At 71.1% G+C, this 13,327-nt stretch carries 15 protein-coding genes; 3 read left to right on the top strand and 12 right to left on the bottom strand.

Annotated features, from left to right (window positions below):
• Positions 1-103: 103 nt before the first annotated feature.
• Together H613_RS0118805 and H613_RS0118800 are read left to right on the top strand one after the other, a co-directional pair.
• Positions 104-676 carry a hypothetical protein gene (locus tag H613_RS0118805; protein WP_026925004.1) on the top strand — a complete coding sequence of 191 codons (573 nt, stop codon included), beginning with the start codon at positions 104-106 and terminating at the stop codon, positions 674-676.
• Positions 669-1,088, top strand: coding sequence for a YrdB family protein (locus H613_RS0118800; RefSeq protein WP_169732024.1), 420 nt, complete (start codon positions 669-671; stop codon positions 1,086-1,088). Before H613_RS0118805 ends, H613_RS0118800 begins: the two co-directional genes overlap by 8 nt.
• On the opposite strand, the gene H613_RS29490 is transcribed toward H613_RS0118800, so the two are convergent.
• The 12 genes from H613_RS29490 to H613_RS27655 form a co-directional block, all read right to left on the bottom strand.
• Positions 1,081-1,389, bottom strand: coding sequence for a DUF4190 domain-containing protein (locus H613_RS29490; RefSeq protein WP_051393556.1), 309 nt, complete (start codon positions 1,387-1,389; stop codon positions 1,081-1,083). The two genes, H613_RS0118800 and H613_RS29490, sit on opposite strands and share 8 nt — an antisense overlap.
• Complete coding sequence (locus H613_RS31800) at positions 1,323-2,267, bottom strand: phosphatase PAP2 family protein (protein ID WP_156926129.1); 945 nt, start codon at positions 2,265-2,267, stop codon at positions 1,323-1,325. The genes H613_RS29490 and H613_RS31800 overlap by 67 nt, the downstream gene beginning before the upstream one ends.
• A gap of 45 nt (positions 2,268-2,312) precedes the next feature.
• A complete protein-coding gene (locus H613_RS27665; RefSeq protein ID WP_035738585.1) occupies positions 2,313-3,887 on the bottom strand; it encodes a penicillin-binding transpeptidase domain-containing protein in 1,575 nt (524 codons plus the stop codon).
• Positions 3,888-4,006: 119 nt separating this feature from the next.
• The gene (gene pheT / locus H613_RS0118780; RefSeq protein WP_026925002.1) at positions 4,007-6,487 is read right to left on the bottom strand and encodes a phenylalanine--tRNA ligase subunit beta; all 2,481 of its coding nucleotides are present in this window, start codon (positions 6,485-6,487) and stop codon (positions 4,007-4,009) included.
• 3 nt (positions 6,488-6,490) lie between these two features.
• Positions 6,491-7,558: a phenylalanine--tRNA ligase subunit alpha gene (gene pheS, locus H613_RS0118775; RefSeq protein ID WP_026925001.1), complete on the bottom strand. Its 1,068-nt coding sequence runs from the start codon at positions 7,556-7,558 to the stop codon at positions 6,491-6,493.
• A gap of 146 nt (positions 7,559-7,704) precedes the next feature.
• A complete protein-coding gene (locus tag H613_RS0118770; protein ID WP_026925000.1) occupies positions 7,705-8,511 on the bottom strand; it encodes a TrmH family RNA methyltransferase in 807 nt (268 codons plus the stop codon).
• A complete protein-coding gene (gene rplT / locus H613_RS0118765; RefSeq protein WP_026924999.1) occupies positions 8,512-8,895 on the bottom strand; it encodes a 50S ribosomal protein L20 in 384 nt (127 codons plus the stop codon).
• 50 nt (positions 8,896-8,945) lie between these two features.
• The gene (gene rpmI / locus H613_RS0118760; RefSeq protein WP_026924998.1) at positions 8,946-9,140 is read right to left on the bottom strand and encodes a 50S ribosomal protein L35; all 195 of its coding nucleotides are present in this window, start codon (positions 9,138-9,140) and stop codon (positions 8,946-8,948) included.
• Between the two features lie 79 nt (positions 9,141-9,219).
• Positions 9,220-9,789 carry a translation initiation factor IF-3 gene (gene infC, locus H613_RS27660; protein WP_211234886.1) on the bottom strand — a complete coding sequence of 190 codons (570 nt, stop codon included), beginning with the start codon at positions 9,787-9,789 and terminating at the stop codon, positions 9,220-9,222.
• A 319-nt stretch (positions 9,790-10,108) separates the two neighbouring features.
• A complete protein-coding gene (locus H613_RS0118750) occupies positions 10,109-10,576 on the bottom strand; it encodes a PH domain-containing protein (protein ID WP_084546765.1) in 468 nt (155 codons plus the stop codon).
• Positions 10,577-10,616: 40 nt separating this feature from the next.
• Positions 10,617-11,012, bottom strand: coding sequence for a hypothetical protein (locus H613_RS0118745; RefSeq protein ID WP_026924996.1), 396 nt, complete (start codon positions 11,010-11,012; stop codon positions 10,617-10,619).
• Positions 11,009-11,314: a hypothetical protein gene (locus H613_RS27655; RefSeq protein WP_035738583.1), complete on the bottom strand. Its 306-nt coding sequence runs from the start codon at positions 11,312-11,314 to the stop codon at positions 11,009-11,011. Before H613_RS27655 ends, H613_RS0118745 begins: the two co-directional genes overlap by 4 nt.
• Before the next feature lie 121 nt (positions 11,315-11,435).
• On the opposite strand from H613_RS27655, the gene H613_RS0118735 reads away from it, so the two are divergent.
• Entirely contained in the window at positions 11,436-12,890 is a 1,455-nt protein-coding gene (locus H613_RS0118735) for an aminopeptidase P family protein (protein ID WP_026924995.1), read from the top strand.
• Positions 12,891-13,327 lie beyond the last annotated feature (437 nt).

Genomic DNA, 13,327 nt, shown 5'->3' with positions numbered 1-13,327 from the left:
CCGGCCTCCTACTTTGGTCGCAGACGCGGCGACACCTTGGTGGCAGGGGGATCTCGTCCCGCCAGTCGATGCGCCCGGCGCTTCGCGGACCGAGCATTGAGGCGTGCTGGTTCATGTGATCATCGCCTGCGAGGTGGGCTTCTGGCTCGTCGTCGCCGCCGGGCTCGGCGCGCGGTACTTCTTGAAGTGGAAACGGGTCAGCGCGATCCTGCTGCTGTCGACGCCGTTGATCGACCTGACGCTGCTGGCCGCGTCGGTGTGGGACCTGCGCTCGGGCGGCGAGGCCGGTGCCCGCCACGCGCTGGCGGCGGTCTACCTCGGATACACCGTGGTGTTCGGACACCGGACGATCAAGTGGGCGGACGCGAAGGCGGCCCATTGGCTGGGGCGGGGCCCGGCTCCGCAGAAGCCGCCGACGGAGTGGCTCGCGCGGGTCTGGTACGAGACGAAGATCTGGTTCGGGATCGTGGCGCTGTACGCGATCGCCTGGGCCGTGACGGGCCTGTTCGTGCTCGTGGTGGGCGACACCGAGGCCACGCGGCCGGTGGTGGAGCAGATGGCCGGGTGGGCCGTGGTCGTCGGCATCGCGGCGCTGTGGCCCGTGAGCTACCTGTTGTCGCCCTCACGCCGGAAGGCGGCGCCCGAAGGGGAGCATGCATCATTGTCGCGTGAGTGAACGTGAGCAGGCAGGCCGCAAGGCGGCGCCGATGAAGCCCGAGTGGGCCGATTTCACCGGGGCCGCGCGCCTCTTCGTCATGTGGAACGCGATCTTGGCGTTCGCGCTGGAGCTGGCGCTGTTCGCGTTCGTGATCTGGTGGGCGCTCGCGCTCGACGTGGACCTGTGGCTGCGGCTGCTGATCGCCGTCGGTGCGGTCCTGCTGCTGGCCGTCGCGTGGGGAACCCTCGTCTCTCCGCGGGCGCGGTTCCGCCTGCCGGCCCCTCTCCTGCTGGGGACCAAGGGAGCGCTCTTCGCCGTCGGAGCAGCCGCCCTGTGGGGTCTCGGATACCCGATGGCGGCCGTCGTCTTCCTCTTCTTGACCATGTCCAACGCCTCGATCGCCGCCATGGTGCGCGCAGACATCAAGTAGGGAAGTCGCTGGGCCAGTCCGAGGGGAAGTCGCTGGGGCCGCTGCTGGGCCAGTTCGACGGGTCGGAGATCTCGTCGACGAACGGGATCCAGATCGAGAAGAACAGCAGGACGTACAGGATCCAGAAGACCACCGAGGCGACGCCGATCCAGCCGAGGACGATGCCGGTGACGGCGAAGCCGTCGCCCTGCTCGCCGGTCTCGCGGATCTGCCTCCTGGCGATCGTGCCGAAGATCAGGCCGAGGATGCCGATCGGGTTGCAGGCGCCGACGATGCCGACGACCATCGCGGCGATCGCCATGCCGTTGTAGGGCCGCTGCGGGACCATCGGCGGGTACGGGTAGCCGTACGGCGGTGGCGGCGGATAGGGGTGGGCGGACGGCTGGGCCGGGACGTCCGGCTGCTGCGGGTCGGGTGGGGGCTGGGAGGACATCGGTTCCCTCTCGAGGGGCGGGCGGGGGGACACCGCAACGGTAAGCCGCTTGTGGCGCTCGGCACCTCCCCGGTCCGTGCCAAGTCGTCGGGTTCGCGCGCGGATCGCTGCGAGCGTTCCAGTCGCAGCATCGTCCCGAAGGCCCACCAGCACAGCAGCGTCACTCCGAGGCCGGTGGCGACGCCGCCGAGCGTGTCGGTGAGCCAGTGGGCGTGCTGCCAGGTGCGCGCCCACATCATCGACAGCACCAGCAGCGCGCCGACCGCCCACCACCAGTACCTGGCGGCGACGGGGATCGCGACCACGGCGAGGAGGACGACCACGCAGGCGGCGCGGGAGGAGTGTCCCGACGGGAAGGACTGCGAGGTGACGGTGACCATGACGCTGTCGGGGCGGGGGCGGTCGGCGATGTGCTTGAAGACCTCGGTGACGGCGTAGGTGGCGAGGAAGGCGGTGATGGCGAACAGCGCCGACCGCCAGCGGCGCACGGCGGTCAGGACGACGGCGAGCACCATCAGGGCGACCGCGGAGAAGCGGCCGCCGCCGTGGTTGAAGGCCTCGGCCGCGGCCCACGGGAGGCCGTCGTGGGGGCCGCCCATGAGGCGCAGCCAGTCGTCGTCGAGCCCTTGGAACGGCGGCGAGGCCGGGTCGGCGCGGACCCACAGGGCGACGGCGAGCACGGCCAGCAGCATCGCCGCCGCTGCCGGGACGGCGAGGCGCGGCTTGGGAAACTCCCGTGGAAGCATTGAAGAACATTAGCGGACACGGCACCGTCCGCGGGCGGGACTCCACTAAGAGCAGGGCGGTTCGAACCAGCCGCCGCAGTCTTCGGGCGGCTCCTCGGTGGTCGGCTCGGGTCGGGTCGGTTCCTGCGTCGGCTCCTCGGTGGTCGGTTCGGGGTCGGTCGGTGCTTCCGTGGGCTCCTCGGTGGTGGGTTCCTCGGTGGGCTCTTCGGTCGGCTCCTCGGTGGGCGCCTCCCCGCCGCAGGCGGCGGCGTCGGGATTGGCCTGGCAGTACTCGCTGTCGGGGTCGATCGTGCCGTCGTCGTTCTCGATGTCGTCGGTGAGGTCCGATCCGGCGCCGACCGCGCCGGGCCACGATTCGGGCTCGTACTCCATGACGTCGATGGCCGAGTCCATGACCTGCTTCCACACCGGGAGCCCGGCGGTGCCCTCGGATTCGGCGTGGCCGACCCAGGCCGCGACGCTCAGCTGCGGGATCGCCCCGACGTACCAGGACTGCGAGGACTCGTCGTCCCAGGTCCCGGCGAGGCCGAAGAAGTCGCGGCCCTCGATCGCGTCGCCGGTGCCGAGGCCGACGTACTGGAGGTCTCTGGCGGTCTCGGGCTTGACGGCCTGGGAGGTGGGGATGCCCCGGTCGGCCTCGACCGTGTTGCCCGCGTCGTCGACGACGCGCTCGATGAAGTGGGTCTGGGCGTGGACGCCGCCGCCCGCGATGGTGGCGTACACGGCGGCCATGTCGAGGACGCTGACGGCGTAGGAGCCGAAGTCGACGGGCTCGAACGCGTTGACCGCGTCGCCGGGGTCGCCTTCGGCGAAGGAGTGGGCGGTCCCGGCCTCGTCGCTCATCGCGGTCACGCCGAGGCCGATCGCGGTGTCGAGGACGGCCTCGGTGCCGTACTTGACGGCGATCGCATCGACGGCCTCCGAGCGGGACTCGCGGACGGCGTCGGTGAGCGTCACGTCGGTGTCCCCGTCGCTCCACCACGATTCGATCGAGGCGCCGCCCTCCAGCGCGGTGGCGGCGATGACCATGTCGAACACCGAGGAGGTCGGGTGCGGGGCGGCGGCGCCGACCTGGTCGGTGCCGGTGGCCTCCTCGCCGCCGTAGTAGCACAGGACCGCGCCGCTGCCGGGTTCGACGGCGGCGACGCCCGCGGAGGCGGCGGTCGCCTCGGCGGCCTCCTGGAGTTCCCGGTCGAGGGTGAGGACGACGCGGTAGCCGGCGGCGCCGTCGTAGAGCTCGCCTTCGGTGAGCCCGTAGCGCGCCTCGAGTTCGGCGTAGATCTGCTCGCTCAGGCCGGTGTGGCGCTCGGTGAAGTCGCCGGGCACCGCCTCGCCGTTGGAGTACAGCAGCGGCGCGGCCTCCTCGTTCCCGGCGCTGTAGCCGGGCTCGTCGCCTCCGAGGACGCTCGCGCCGACGGCGACGCCTCCGGCGATGACGAGGCACCCGGCGATGGCGGCGATGATGTGGAACCTGCTGGGCTGGAACGGCAGCGCTCCCGCCGCGCGGTGGCGTCCCCCGCTCGGGGCACTGGAGCCGTTGGACTCGGCGCGGTGGCTGCCGCGTCCTCCGCCGGCACGCCGCCGCCCGCCGGTGATGCGAGAGGGGTTCCCGTTATCCACATATGTAGGTTAAGAGGCGCGGACCACCCAATGCGCCCCGGCTCCCCACTTTCGCCGCATATCTGTCCAAAAGAGACGGGCCAGCGGGTGTCCCCGCCGGCCCGGTCCCGTCGAAATCCCTACTCGCGGATGGTCGCCCCGAAGCGCTCGGCGGCCGCTGCCACGGCGGCGTCGCGGATGGCGACGCCCTCCTCGTTGGTCAGCGTCCGGTCGACCGCGCGCAGCTCCATCTTGAACGCCAGCGACTTCCGGCCCTCGCCGAGCTTCGCGTCGCGGTAGACGTCGAACAGGCGCAGCCCATCGAGCAGCTCACCGGCGCCCTCGCGCAGCGCGGCCCCGACCTCACCGGCCGGGACGGCCTCGGCGACCACCACGGCCACGTCGATGAGCGTCGCCGGGTAGTGCGAGATGACCGGTGCGGGCGCCAGGTCCGGCACCGGAATCGCGGTCAGGTCCAGCTCCATCGCGGCCGTGCGCCTCGGCAGCCCGAGCGACTCGCACACCTCCGGGTGCAGCTCCCCGGCGTGGCCGACGACCTCGCCGTCGACGCGCAGTTCGGCGCAGCGGCCCGGGTGCCACGGCGCGGCCTCGCCCTGGGCGGTCGCCAGCGTGACTCCGGCCGCCTCGGCGACGATCTCGGCGGCCTCGACCGCGTCGGCCCAGTCGACCTGGCGGCCGGACCCTTCGACACCGGCCGGGACGGCCGTGCCGCACAGGATCGCGGCCAGGTGCCTCGGCTGGACCGGCAGGCGCCGGATCGCGGCCGTGATCGCCTCGTCGCCGGGGCGCCTGGAGACCGGCAGGTCGACGAGGTCCCTCTCGCTCCAGCCCTCGGCGGGCTCGAACACCAGGCCCTCCTCGAAGACCGCGAGGTCCCTCGTGCCGCGCGCCAGGTTCGTCTTGACGGCGCCCACCAGGCTCGCGAGCACCGTGGTCCGCAGCAGCGGCGCGGTGTCGTCGAGCGGGTTGAGCACCGCGATGGCGTCGCGCTGCGGGTCCTTCTCGTCGAGCCCGAGCTCGTCGGCGCGCTCGCGCGAGACGAACGGGAACGTGTAGGTCTCGATGAACCCGTTGTCCGCCAGGGCTCGCGCCACGCGGCGGCGACGCCGCTGGTGCGGGGTCAGCCCGGTCCCGGCGATGGCTCGCGGGATCGACGAGGGGATGTGGGCGTAGCCGTGGAGGCGCGCCACCTCCTCGACGAGGTCGGCCGGGTCGGTCAGGTCGGGACGCCAGGTGGCGGGAGTGACGTGGAGGACGTCGCCGCCCTCGGCAGTGCTGTTCTCAACAGTGCAGCCCGCGGCTTCGAGCATCGCGACGACCGTGGCGCGGTCGTAGTCGACGCCGATGGTCCTCGCGGGCAGGCCGACCGGCAGCTCGATGGCCTCGACCGGCGCGCGGTGGTCGACGTCGGCCACCTCTTCGGCGAGCGTGCCGCCGCCGTACTCGACGAGCAGGTCGGCGGCGCGCTGGGCCGCGAGCAGGCTGATCGCCGCGTCGGCGCCGCGCTCGTAGCGCTTGGAGGCCTCGCTGGTGAGCTTGTGCCGCCGCGAGGTCCGCGCGATCGAGACCGGGTCCCAGTGGGCCGCCTCTATGAGCACGTTGCGGGTCTCGGAGCTCACCTCCGAGGACTCGCCGCCCATGACGCCGGCCAGCGACAGCGGGCCGGAGTCGTCGCAGATGACCATGTCCTCGGCGTCGAGCGCGCGCTCGACGTCGTCGAGGGTGGTGAGCTTCTCCCCGGCGTTCGCGCGCCGCACGACCAGGTCGCCGGAGAGCCGGTCGAGGTCGAAGGCGTGCAGCGGGTGGCCCAGCTCGAGCATCAGGTAGTTCGTGACGTCCACGGCCAGGCCGAGCGGGCGCATCCCCGCCTGCGTGAGGCGCCCCGCCATCCACGCGGGGGACTCGGCGTTCGCGTCGACGCCGCGGACGGCCCGCAGCGTGAAGCGGGTGCAGCCGTCGGTCTCGACGCGCAGCGGGTACGGCGAGGCGGCGGTCGGCTTCGGCTCGGCCGCCTTGGCGACCGGGTCGGTGAAGGCGACGCCGAGCCGGTGGGCGACCTCCCGGGCGACGCCGCGCACCGAGAAGCAGTAGCCCATGTCGGGCGTGATGGCCAGCTCGAACACGACGTCGTCGAGGCCGACGACCGGGCGGGCGTCCTCCCCGACCGTTCCTTCGGGGAGGACCATGATGCCCTCGTGGTCCTCGGAGACGCCGAGCTCCCTCGCCGAGCAGATCATGCCGTCCGAGAGGCGCCCGTAGGTCTTGCGGGAGGCGATGGCGAAGTCGCCGGGCAGGACCGCGCCGGGCAGCGCGACCACGACGAGGTCGCCCTCGGCGAAGTTGCGGGCCCCGCAGATGATCGAGCGCGGCTCGTCCTCGCCGACCTCCACCTGGCAGTGGCGGATCGGCTTCTTGAACTCGGTGAGCTCCTCGATGGAGGCCACGCGGCCGACGACGAGCGGGCCGGTGACCCGCTCGCGCAGGTCGTCGACCGCTTCGACCTCGAGGCCCGCGTCGACCAGGGCCGCGTCGAGCTCGGCGGTGGACAGGCCCTCGGGCAGGGCGGCGTACTCGGACAGCCAGGAGACTGGGATCCGCATCGGTTACTCCTCCACTCGCAGGCCGGCGGGGAAGCGGACGTCCCCGTCGATGATGTCCCTCAGGTCGGTGATGCCGTGGCGCAGCATGAGCGCGCGCTCGACGCCCATGCCGAACGCGAAGCCCGAGTAGACGTCGGGGTCGATGCCGCAGGCACGCAGCACGCGCGGGTTGACCATGCCGCAGCCGCCCCACTCGATCCAGCGGCCGCCGTCCTTGTGGGCGGAGAACCAGACGTCGACCTCGGCGCTGGGCTCGGTGAACGGGAAGTACGACGGTCGCAGGCGCGTCTTGGCGTCGGGCCCGAACACCGACTTCGCGAAGTGGTCGAGGGTGCCCTTGAGGTCGGCCATCGTGATGCCCTTGTCGACCACGAGACCCTCGGTCTGGTGGAAGACGGGCGAGTGCGTGGCGTCGAGCTCGTCGGTGCGGTAGACGCGGCCGGGCGCGACGGTGTAGATCGGCGGCTCCTTGGTGAGCATCGTGTGGATCTGCACGGTCGAGGTGTGCGTGCGCAGCACCATGCCGGAGCCGAACTCCCCGTCGCCGTCCGCGATGTGGAACGTGTCCATCATGGTGCGGGCCGGGTGGTCGGGGTGGATGTTCAGCGCGTCGAAGTTGAACCACTCGAGCTCGACTTCGGGGCCCTCGCCGATCTCGTAGCCCATCGCGACGAACAGGTCGGCGATGCGGTCCATCTGGACGTTGATCGGGTGGCGGGCGCCGATGCGGCGCCTGGGCGTGCGGGCGGTGACGTCGACGGTCTCCTCGCTGAGGATCCGCCGGGCCTCGGCCGCTTCGAGCGTGGCCTTGCGGGCCTCGTAGACGGCGGTGATCTGCTGGCGGGCGGCGTTGACGTTCCGTCCGGCCTCGCCGCGCTCGCTGCCCGGGAGCGACCCGATGGCGCGGCGGGCCAAGGACACCGGGGCCTTGTCGCCGAGGCAGGCGGATTTGGCGGCGGCCAGCTCGTCGAGGCCGTCGGCGGCCTCGATGGCCGCGCTCGCTTCTTTGACGGCCCCGATCAGGGCCTCGGGCTGGAGCAGGCCAGCCTGGTTGTCGTTGTCTGTGCTCATTCGCTCTTCTCCTGGCGGGACCTAAAGGAGTGTAAGGAAGCCGCGCGGCTCGGCCGCAGCCCGTCAGGAGAGAAGTGGACAGCTAGCGCCACAGCCCGCACCCGGCGGGCTGGATAAACGAGTGGCAGCTGTATGACATGGCTCGATCATAACGCCATACGCTGTGCCGAAGCGCTCGCATATAGGCACACGCCCGCGGCCACGGCGAGGTTGAGGCTCTCGGCCCTCCCCCAGATGGGGACGCCGACGCGGCGGTGGGCCAGGGCGGCGGTCGATTCGTCGAGGCCGTGGGCCTCGGAGCCGAACAGCCAGACGGTGGGCGCGTCGAGCTCGCCGCGGGCGGCGAGCGCGAACAGGTCTTCCCCGCCCCCGGCGGCGGCGAGGATCTGCGTCTCGTTGAACACGTCGAGCAGCTCGGCGGTGTCGGCGCCGCGGATCACCGGCAGGTGGAACAGGCTCCCGGCCGAGGCGCGCACGCATTTGCCGTTGTACGGGTCGACCGAGTCGGTCCCGAAGACGACGCAGTCGGCCCCGGCGGCGTCGGCCGCGCGCAGGATCGTCCCGGCGTTGCCCGGGTCGGTGATGCCGTGGAGCACCGCCACGAGGTTCGCCTCGACCGGCAGGCGCTGGTCGGGGAAGCGGCAGGCGGCCACGAGGCCCTGCGGGGTCACGGTCTCGGCCAGGGTCTCCAGGGCCTCGTCGGTGACCGGGTGCAGGTGCGCCCCGGCGGCGTGGGCCGCGTCGATCAGCTCGTCGTGGCGGGCGTCGGCGTCGATCGTGTAGAACAGGTCGTCCACGGCCCCGGCGCCGATCGCCTCGCGCACGGCCTGCGGGCCTTCGGCGAGGAAGCGCTCGGCCTTGTCCCGGCCGCGTCGGCGCTGCAGCTTCCTGGCAGCGACAACCCGGGACGATCGCGGCGTGAGCGCGTCCGTCCCGGGTTCGGCACCTGGCATCTACTGCTCGACCGGGGCGTTGACGTCCTCGGGGAGGGCGCCCTTGGCGACCTCGACCAGCGAGGTGAACGCGGCCGCGTCGTTGACGGCCAGCTCGGCGAGGATCTTGCGGTCGACCTCCACCTCGGCGAGCTTGAGGCCCTGCATGAAGCGGTTGTAGCTGATGCCGTTGGCGCGGGCGGCCGCGTTGATGCGGGTGATCCACAGCTTGCGGAACTCGCGCTTGCGGGCCTTGCGGTCCCGGTAGGAGTAGGTGTACGAGTGCAGCAGCTGCTCTTTGGCCTTGCGGTACAGGCGGGAGCGCTGGCCTCGGTAGCCCTTGGCCTCCTCGAGTACGGTGCGGCGCTTCTTCTTGGCGTTCACCGAACGCTTAACGCGTGCCACAGTTCTTTCTCCTTGCGATAAAGCGGATGTGAGTCAACGGGGAGAGGGGGCTAGCGGCCCAGCAGCTTCCTGACCTGCTTCTGGTCGGCCTTGGACACCTCGGTGCGGCCGTCCATGTTGCGCTTGAGCTTGGAGCTCTTGCGCAGCATCATGTGGTTCTTGCCGGCCTTGGTGCGCATCAGCTTGCCGGAACCGCTGACCTTGAACCGCTTCTTGGCGCCGCTGTGGGACTTCATCTTCGGCATCGTGCTTCTCCTTCAGTGCTTCAACGGCCGTGCCGGTAGCGGGCGCAGTGCGCCCGCTTCGGCTCGGCTGGTGGGCGGTCTACTCCGCGGGCGCTTCTTCCGCGTCGCGGTCGCGGCCGCCCTTGCGGCCGCCGCCTTTGACATCGCCCTTGGGGCGGTGCGGCGCGACCACCATGACCATGTTGCGGCCGTCCTGCTTCGGGGCCGATTCGACGGACCCGAGGTCGGCGATCTCCTCGGCGAGCTTGTCGAGCAGGCGCCGACCGAGCTCGGGGCGCGACTGCTCGCGTCCGCGGAACATGATGGTGATCTTGACCTTGTCGCCGGCCTTGAGGAACCGCACGATGTGACCCTTCTTGGTCTCATAGTCGTGCGTGTCGATCTTCGGCCGGAGCTTCATTTCCTTGATGACGGTCTGCTGCTGGTTGCGGCGCGAGGCACGGGCCTTCTGGGCGGACTCGTACTTGTACTTGCCGTAGTCCATGAGCTTGCAGACCGGCGGTCGGGCGGTGGGCGCAACCTCGACCAGGTCCATGTCGACGTCGGCGGCCAACTGCTGGGCCTTGTCGATCGGAACGATGCCGACCTGCTCACCCTGCGGGCCGACCAGGCGCACTTCACGTGCCCGGATCTGGTCGTTAACGCGCAAATCGCTGATGGGGCCTCCTTGTTTCGCGATTCTCGCCGGTGCCTGGCACCGGCGCCCCTCTGGCTGTTCGGGCCGTCGCCCGCGGCGGGTGCCGCGGCGACCGATCGCGCAAGCGATACCCAGCACGCCTCGGGAAGAGGTCCCAAAAAAGAAAAGACCTCAGCATTGCAGCTGAGGTCCACTCCAGGGCACGGCGGCGTGAACCGCCGTGTGTGACCCGGTCGCCGTCGGCGCTTCCGGGGAAGCTCGGCTGCGGGTGGGAGCTGGACTCCGCTTGCTGCATCGCGCGTGGCGATGCGATCGACAAGCAATATTAGCACTACCGGCGGGACTGCTCCAAAAGTGCCCGCAGATGCTTGACGGCGGCCACAGCCCGCTCCTTGTCGGTCATCTGGATGGCCATGATCGCGATCTCCTCGTCGTCGGCCAGTTCCAGGGTGGCCCACTGGACCCGCTCGGGCACGGAGATGGCGGTGACGACGCCCCAGGGCAGGCGGTGGGTGGCGGCGAAGTTGCGGACCTCGATGCCGTTCTCGTCGGCGCGGACGCGCAGCCGCAGGAACCACAGGATGATCGCGCCGCCGATGAGGCCGAGGCCGATCATGGCGGCGTGGTCGGCGGGCTGGACGGTGCCGCCGCCCTCGGTGCGGGCGCCGAGGGAGAACGAGAGCGCGATGAACGCGCCGGCGAACATGACTCCGCCGATCCACGCTCCGATGCGCGACTTGCGCGGCTTGTATTCGAGCGGGCCGACCTCGGTCATGGGCTTCTCCTGTACGGCGTGCATGCGTCTTCCCTCTCGGGTGGGTCCGCGTCGGGGGTTCCCCTCACGGCAGCTGGTCTATCTCCAGACCGGAGTCGAATGCCAGCAGTGTCTTCGGCTCGCCGGTCACGATGGGCCAGCCGGGGCGCTTCAGCCCGCACCAGGCTACGTGCCCGGCGGCGATGTTGCCGTGCTGGCGTGAGCGCGAGAGCATCAGGCCGACGTCGCGCGCGGACTTCTGGTCGAGCTCCATGACCACGGTGACGGGCAGGCCGAGCAGCACCAGGAGGGCGTCGCGGTCGCGCCTGCGGGCCTGGGCCCAGGCCTCGGCGAGCGCCCCCGACGGTATGGCGAGGACCACGTTCTGCTCGAGCGCGGTGAAGACCACGGCCTGCGGGTAGGGCATGGAGGTGGCGAAACCGACGATGGCCGACACGTCCAGGATTCGGCCACCGATCACTTCTTGCCCTCGCCTTCCTCGTCGCTGACGCCGAGGACTTCGCGCGCCCACGCCAGGTGCTCGGCTCCGGGGGCCTGGCCTTTGCGTTCGAACAGGTCCTGGAGCTCGGTCAGGGACCGGTCGCGTTCGAGGCGCTCGGCGACCGCCGCGACGACGTACTCGGTCACCGAGTCGGCCCGGCCGACCGCCACCAGGCGGCGGATCTGCTCGAGCTGGTCGGCCGGCAGGGAGACGCTCGAACCGGGGGCGTCGGCCCCTGGCGCGGGAGGAGGGTTGAGCGACGAGTTGGCGCGATCGGTCACCGTCTCAGGTTAGCGCCGGCGGGCGGTGGGCCGGGACCCGACATGACCGCTTTTGGGTGCCCCGCCCGGGGGTACGGTCGGGGGGAACGCTTGAAACCCGAGCCGAAGAGAAGGACCTGCGATGGCTGAGAAGAAATCCGGCGAGCGGCCGCACGACCCGAAGTTTCCCGAGAAGTTCCTCGAATTCATGCGTTCGGGTTGGGGCCCTTCCGACCTCCAGGTCACCGAGCTCGAGCGGGCGCCGTACTGCGCGCGGCGGCGCGAAGCGGTGTCGGCGGCCTTCCCCGGTGAGACGGTCGTCGTCCCCACCGGCGCGGAGAAGGTGCGCGCGAACGACACGCACTTCCGCTTCCGCGCGGGCTCGGACTTCGCGTGGCTGACCGGCGACCTCGACCCCGAGGGCGTGCTGGTCCTGCACCCGAGCGGCTCGGGCCACGACGCGGTGCTGTACCGCAGGCCGCGCAAGGGCACCGACTCCGACGAGTTCTTCCGCTCGGCGAAGTACGGGGAGCTGTGGATCGGCCGCAAGAACTCGCTGGCCGAGACCGCGACGCTGCTGGGCGTCGAGTGCCGCGACGTCGAGCAGCTCGGCGGGGTGCTTGACGGACTGCGCCGCTCGCAGGTGCGCGTGCTGCGCGGCATCGATCCGGCGATCGACGCGCGCTTCGAGGCGGAGCGGGCCGAGGAGGGGCTGACGCGCGACGCCGAGCTGGCGGCCGTGCTCTCTGAGCTGCGGCTGGTCAAGGACGCGTGGGAGCTGGCGCAACTCCAGGACGCGATCGACGCGACGGTCCGGGGCTTCGAGGACGTGGCGCGGGTCCTGCCGCAGACCGGTTCGATCGCCGAGCGGCTGCTGGAAGGCGTGTTCGGGATGCGGGCGCGCGTGGAGGGCAACGGGATCGGCTACGACTCGATCGTGGGGGCCGGGTCGCACGCGACGACGCTGCACTGGATCACCAACGACGGGCGCACCGAGCCGGGCGAGTTGATCCTCATGGACATGGGCGTGGAGAACAACCACCTCTACACCGCCGACGTCACACGCACGCTGCCGGTGGGCGGGACGTTCACGCCGCTGCAGCGGCAGGTGTACGAGATCGTGCACGCCTCGCAGCAGGCGGGCATGGACGTCATCAAGCCGGGCACCGAGTTCCAGGAGATCCACCGCACGTGCATGCGGGTGCTGGCCGAGGGGCTGGCGGACCTGGGCGTGCTGCCGGTGTCGGTGGACGAGGCGCTCGACAAGGACTCGCTGGTCTACCGCAGGTGGACACTGCACGGCTTCGGGCACATGCTCGGCCTCGACGTCCATGACTGCGCGGCCTCGCGGGCCGAGCACTACTACAAGGGCCGGGTCGAGGAGGACTACGTGCTGACCGTGGAGCCGGGGCTGTACTTCCAGGCGAACGACGAGCTCGTGCCCGAGGAGCTGCGCGGGGTCGGGATCCGCATCGAGGACGACGTGCGGGTGACCGCCGAGGGCTGCGAGAACCTCTCGGCGGGGCTGCCGAGGGCGGCCGACGACGTGGAGCGGTGGCTCGCCGCCCAGCGCGAGGCGGGGCCGCGGCTGCCGTAGGGCGCTCGGCCGTTCGGCGGGAGGCGATCCGCGCCCCGCGCGGCGGGCCGAACGCGTGCCCGGTATCGCCACGGCGTCCTAACTGTATGGAGTATTCGCAGGTACGGAGGCCTAGGTCAGGGCGGTTGCAAGGGCCGAAAATCCACCGCGTATAGTCCGATTTAAGGCTTATATCCACCGCACCGGGCCGGCGGCGGCGATCAACACCGCACACCAACCGCCCGTCGCCGCCGGCCTTTAACCCGCCCGGTGCGAGTGGCCCCCCTCCTTCCCCGTCGCCATCGGACCCCTCGGCACCAGTGCCCCCTTTTCCCGTGTTCGGGCGTTCGCGCGCGCCTAAAATCAGCGTGGTAAGGTTGTCCTCGTTAAATAAGACGGACGTACTGTTTACTTGTCGGCCCGGCTGTGCCGCCGCTCCCCTCTCGCCCGACCTCCAT

This window comes from Glycomyces arizonensis DSM 44726, from assembly GCF_000482705.1.
Lineage (GTDB): Bacteria > Actinomycetota > Actinomycetes > Mycobacteriales > Micromonosporaceae > Glycomyces > Glycomyces arizonensis.
Note: the sequence above shows the minus strand (reverse complement) of the source record. Positions and strands in the feature narration are given on the sequence as shown.

What these genes read in the sequence shown, in the direction of transcription:
- H613_RS29490 (WP_051393556.1), bottom strand. Translation starts at nt 1,389, where the DNA reads ATGGCGATCGCCGCGATGGTCGTCGGCATCGTCGGCGCCTGCAACCCG.
- H613_RS31800 (WP_156926129.1), bottom strand. Translation starts at nt 2,267, where the DNA reads ATGCTTCCACGGGAGTTTCCCAAGCCGCGCCTCGCCGTCCCGGCAGCG.
- pheT (WP_026925002.1), bottom strand. Translation starts at nt 6,487, where the DNA reads ATGCGGATCCCAGTCTCCTGGCTGTCCGAGTACGCCGCCCTGCCCGAG.
- pheS (WP_026925001.1), bottom strand. Translation starts at nt 7,558, where the DNA reads ATGAGCACAGACAACGACAACCAGGCTGGCCTGCTCCAGCCCGAGGCC.
- H613_RS0118770 (WP_026925000.1), bottom strand. Translation starts at nt 8,511, where the DNA reads ATGCCAGGTGCCGAACCCGGGACGGACGCGCTCACGCCGCGATCGTCC.
- rpmI (WP_026924998.1), bottom strand. Translation starts at nt 9,140, where the DNA reads ATGCCGAAGATGAAGTCCCACAGCGGCGCCAAGAAGCGGTTCAAGGTC.
- H613_RS0118750 (WP_084546765.1), bottom strand. Translation starts at nt 10,576, where the DNA reads ATGCACGCCGTACAGGAGAAGCCCATGACCGAGGTCGGCCCGCTCGAA.
- H613_RS0118735 (WP_026924995.1), top strand. Translation starts at nt 11,436, where the DNA reads ATGGCTGAGAAGAAATCCGGCGAGCGGCCGCACGACCCGAAGTTTCCC.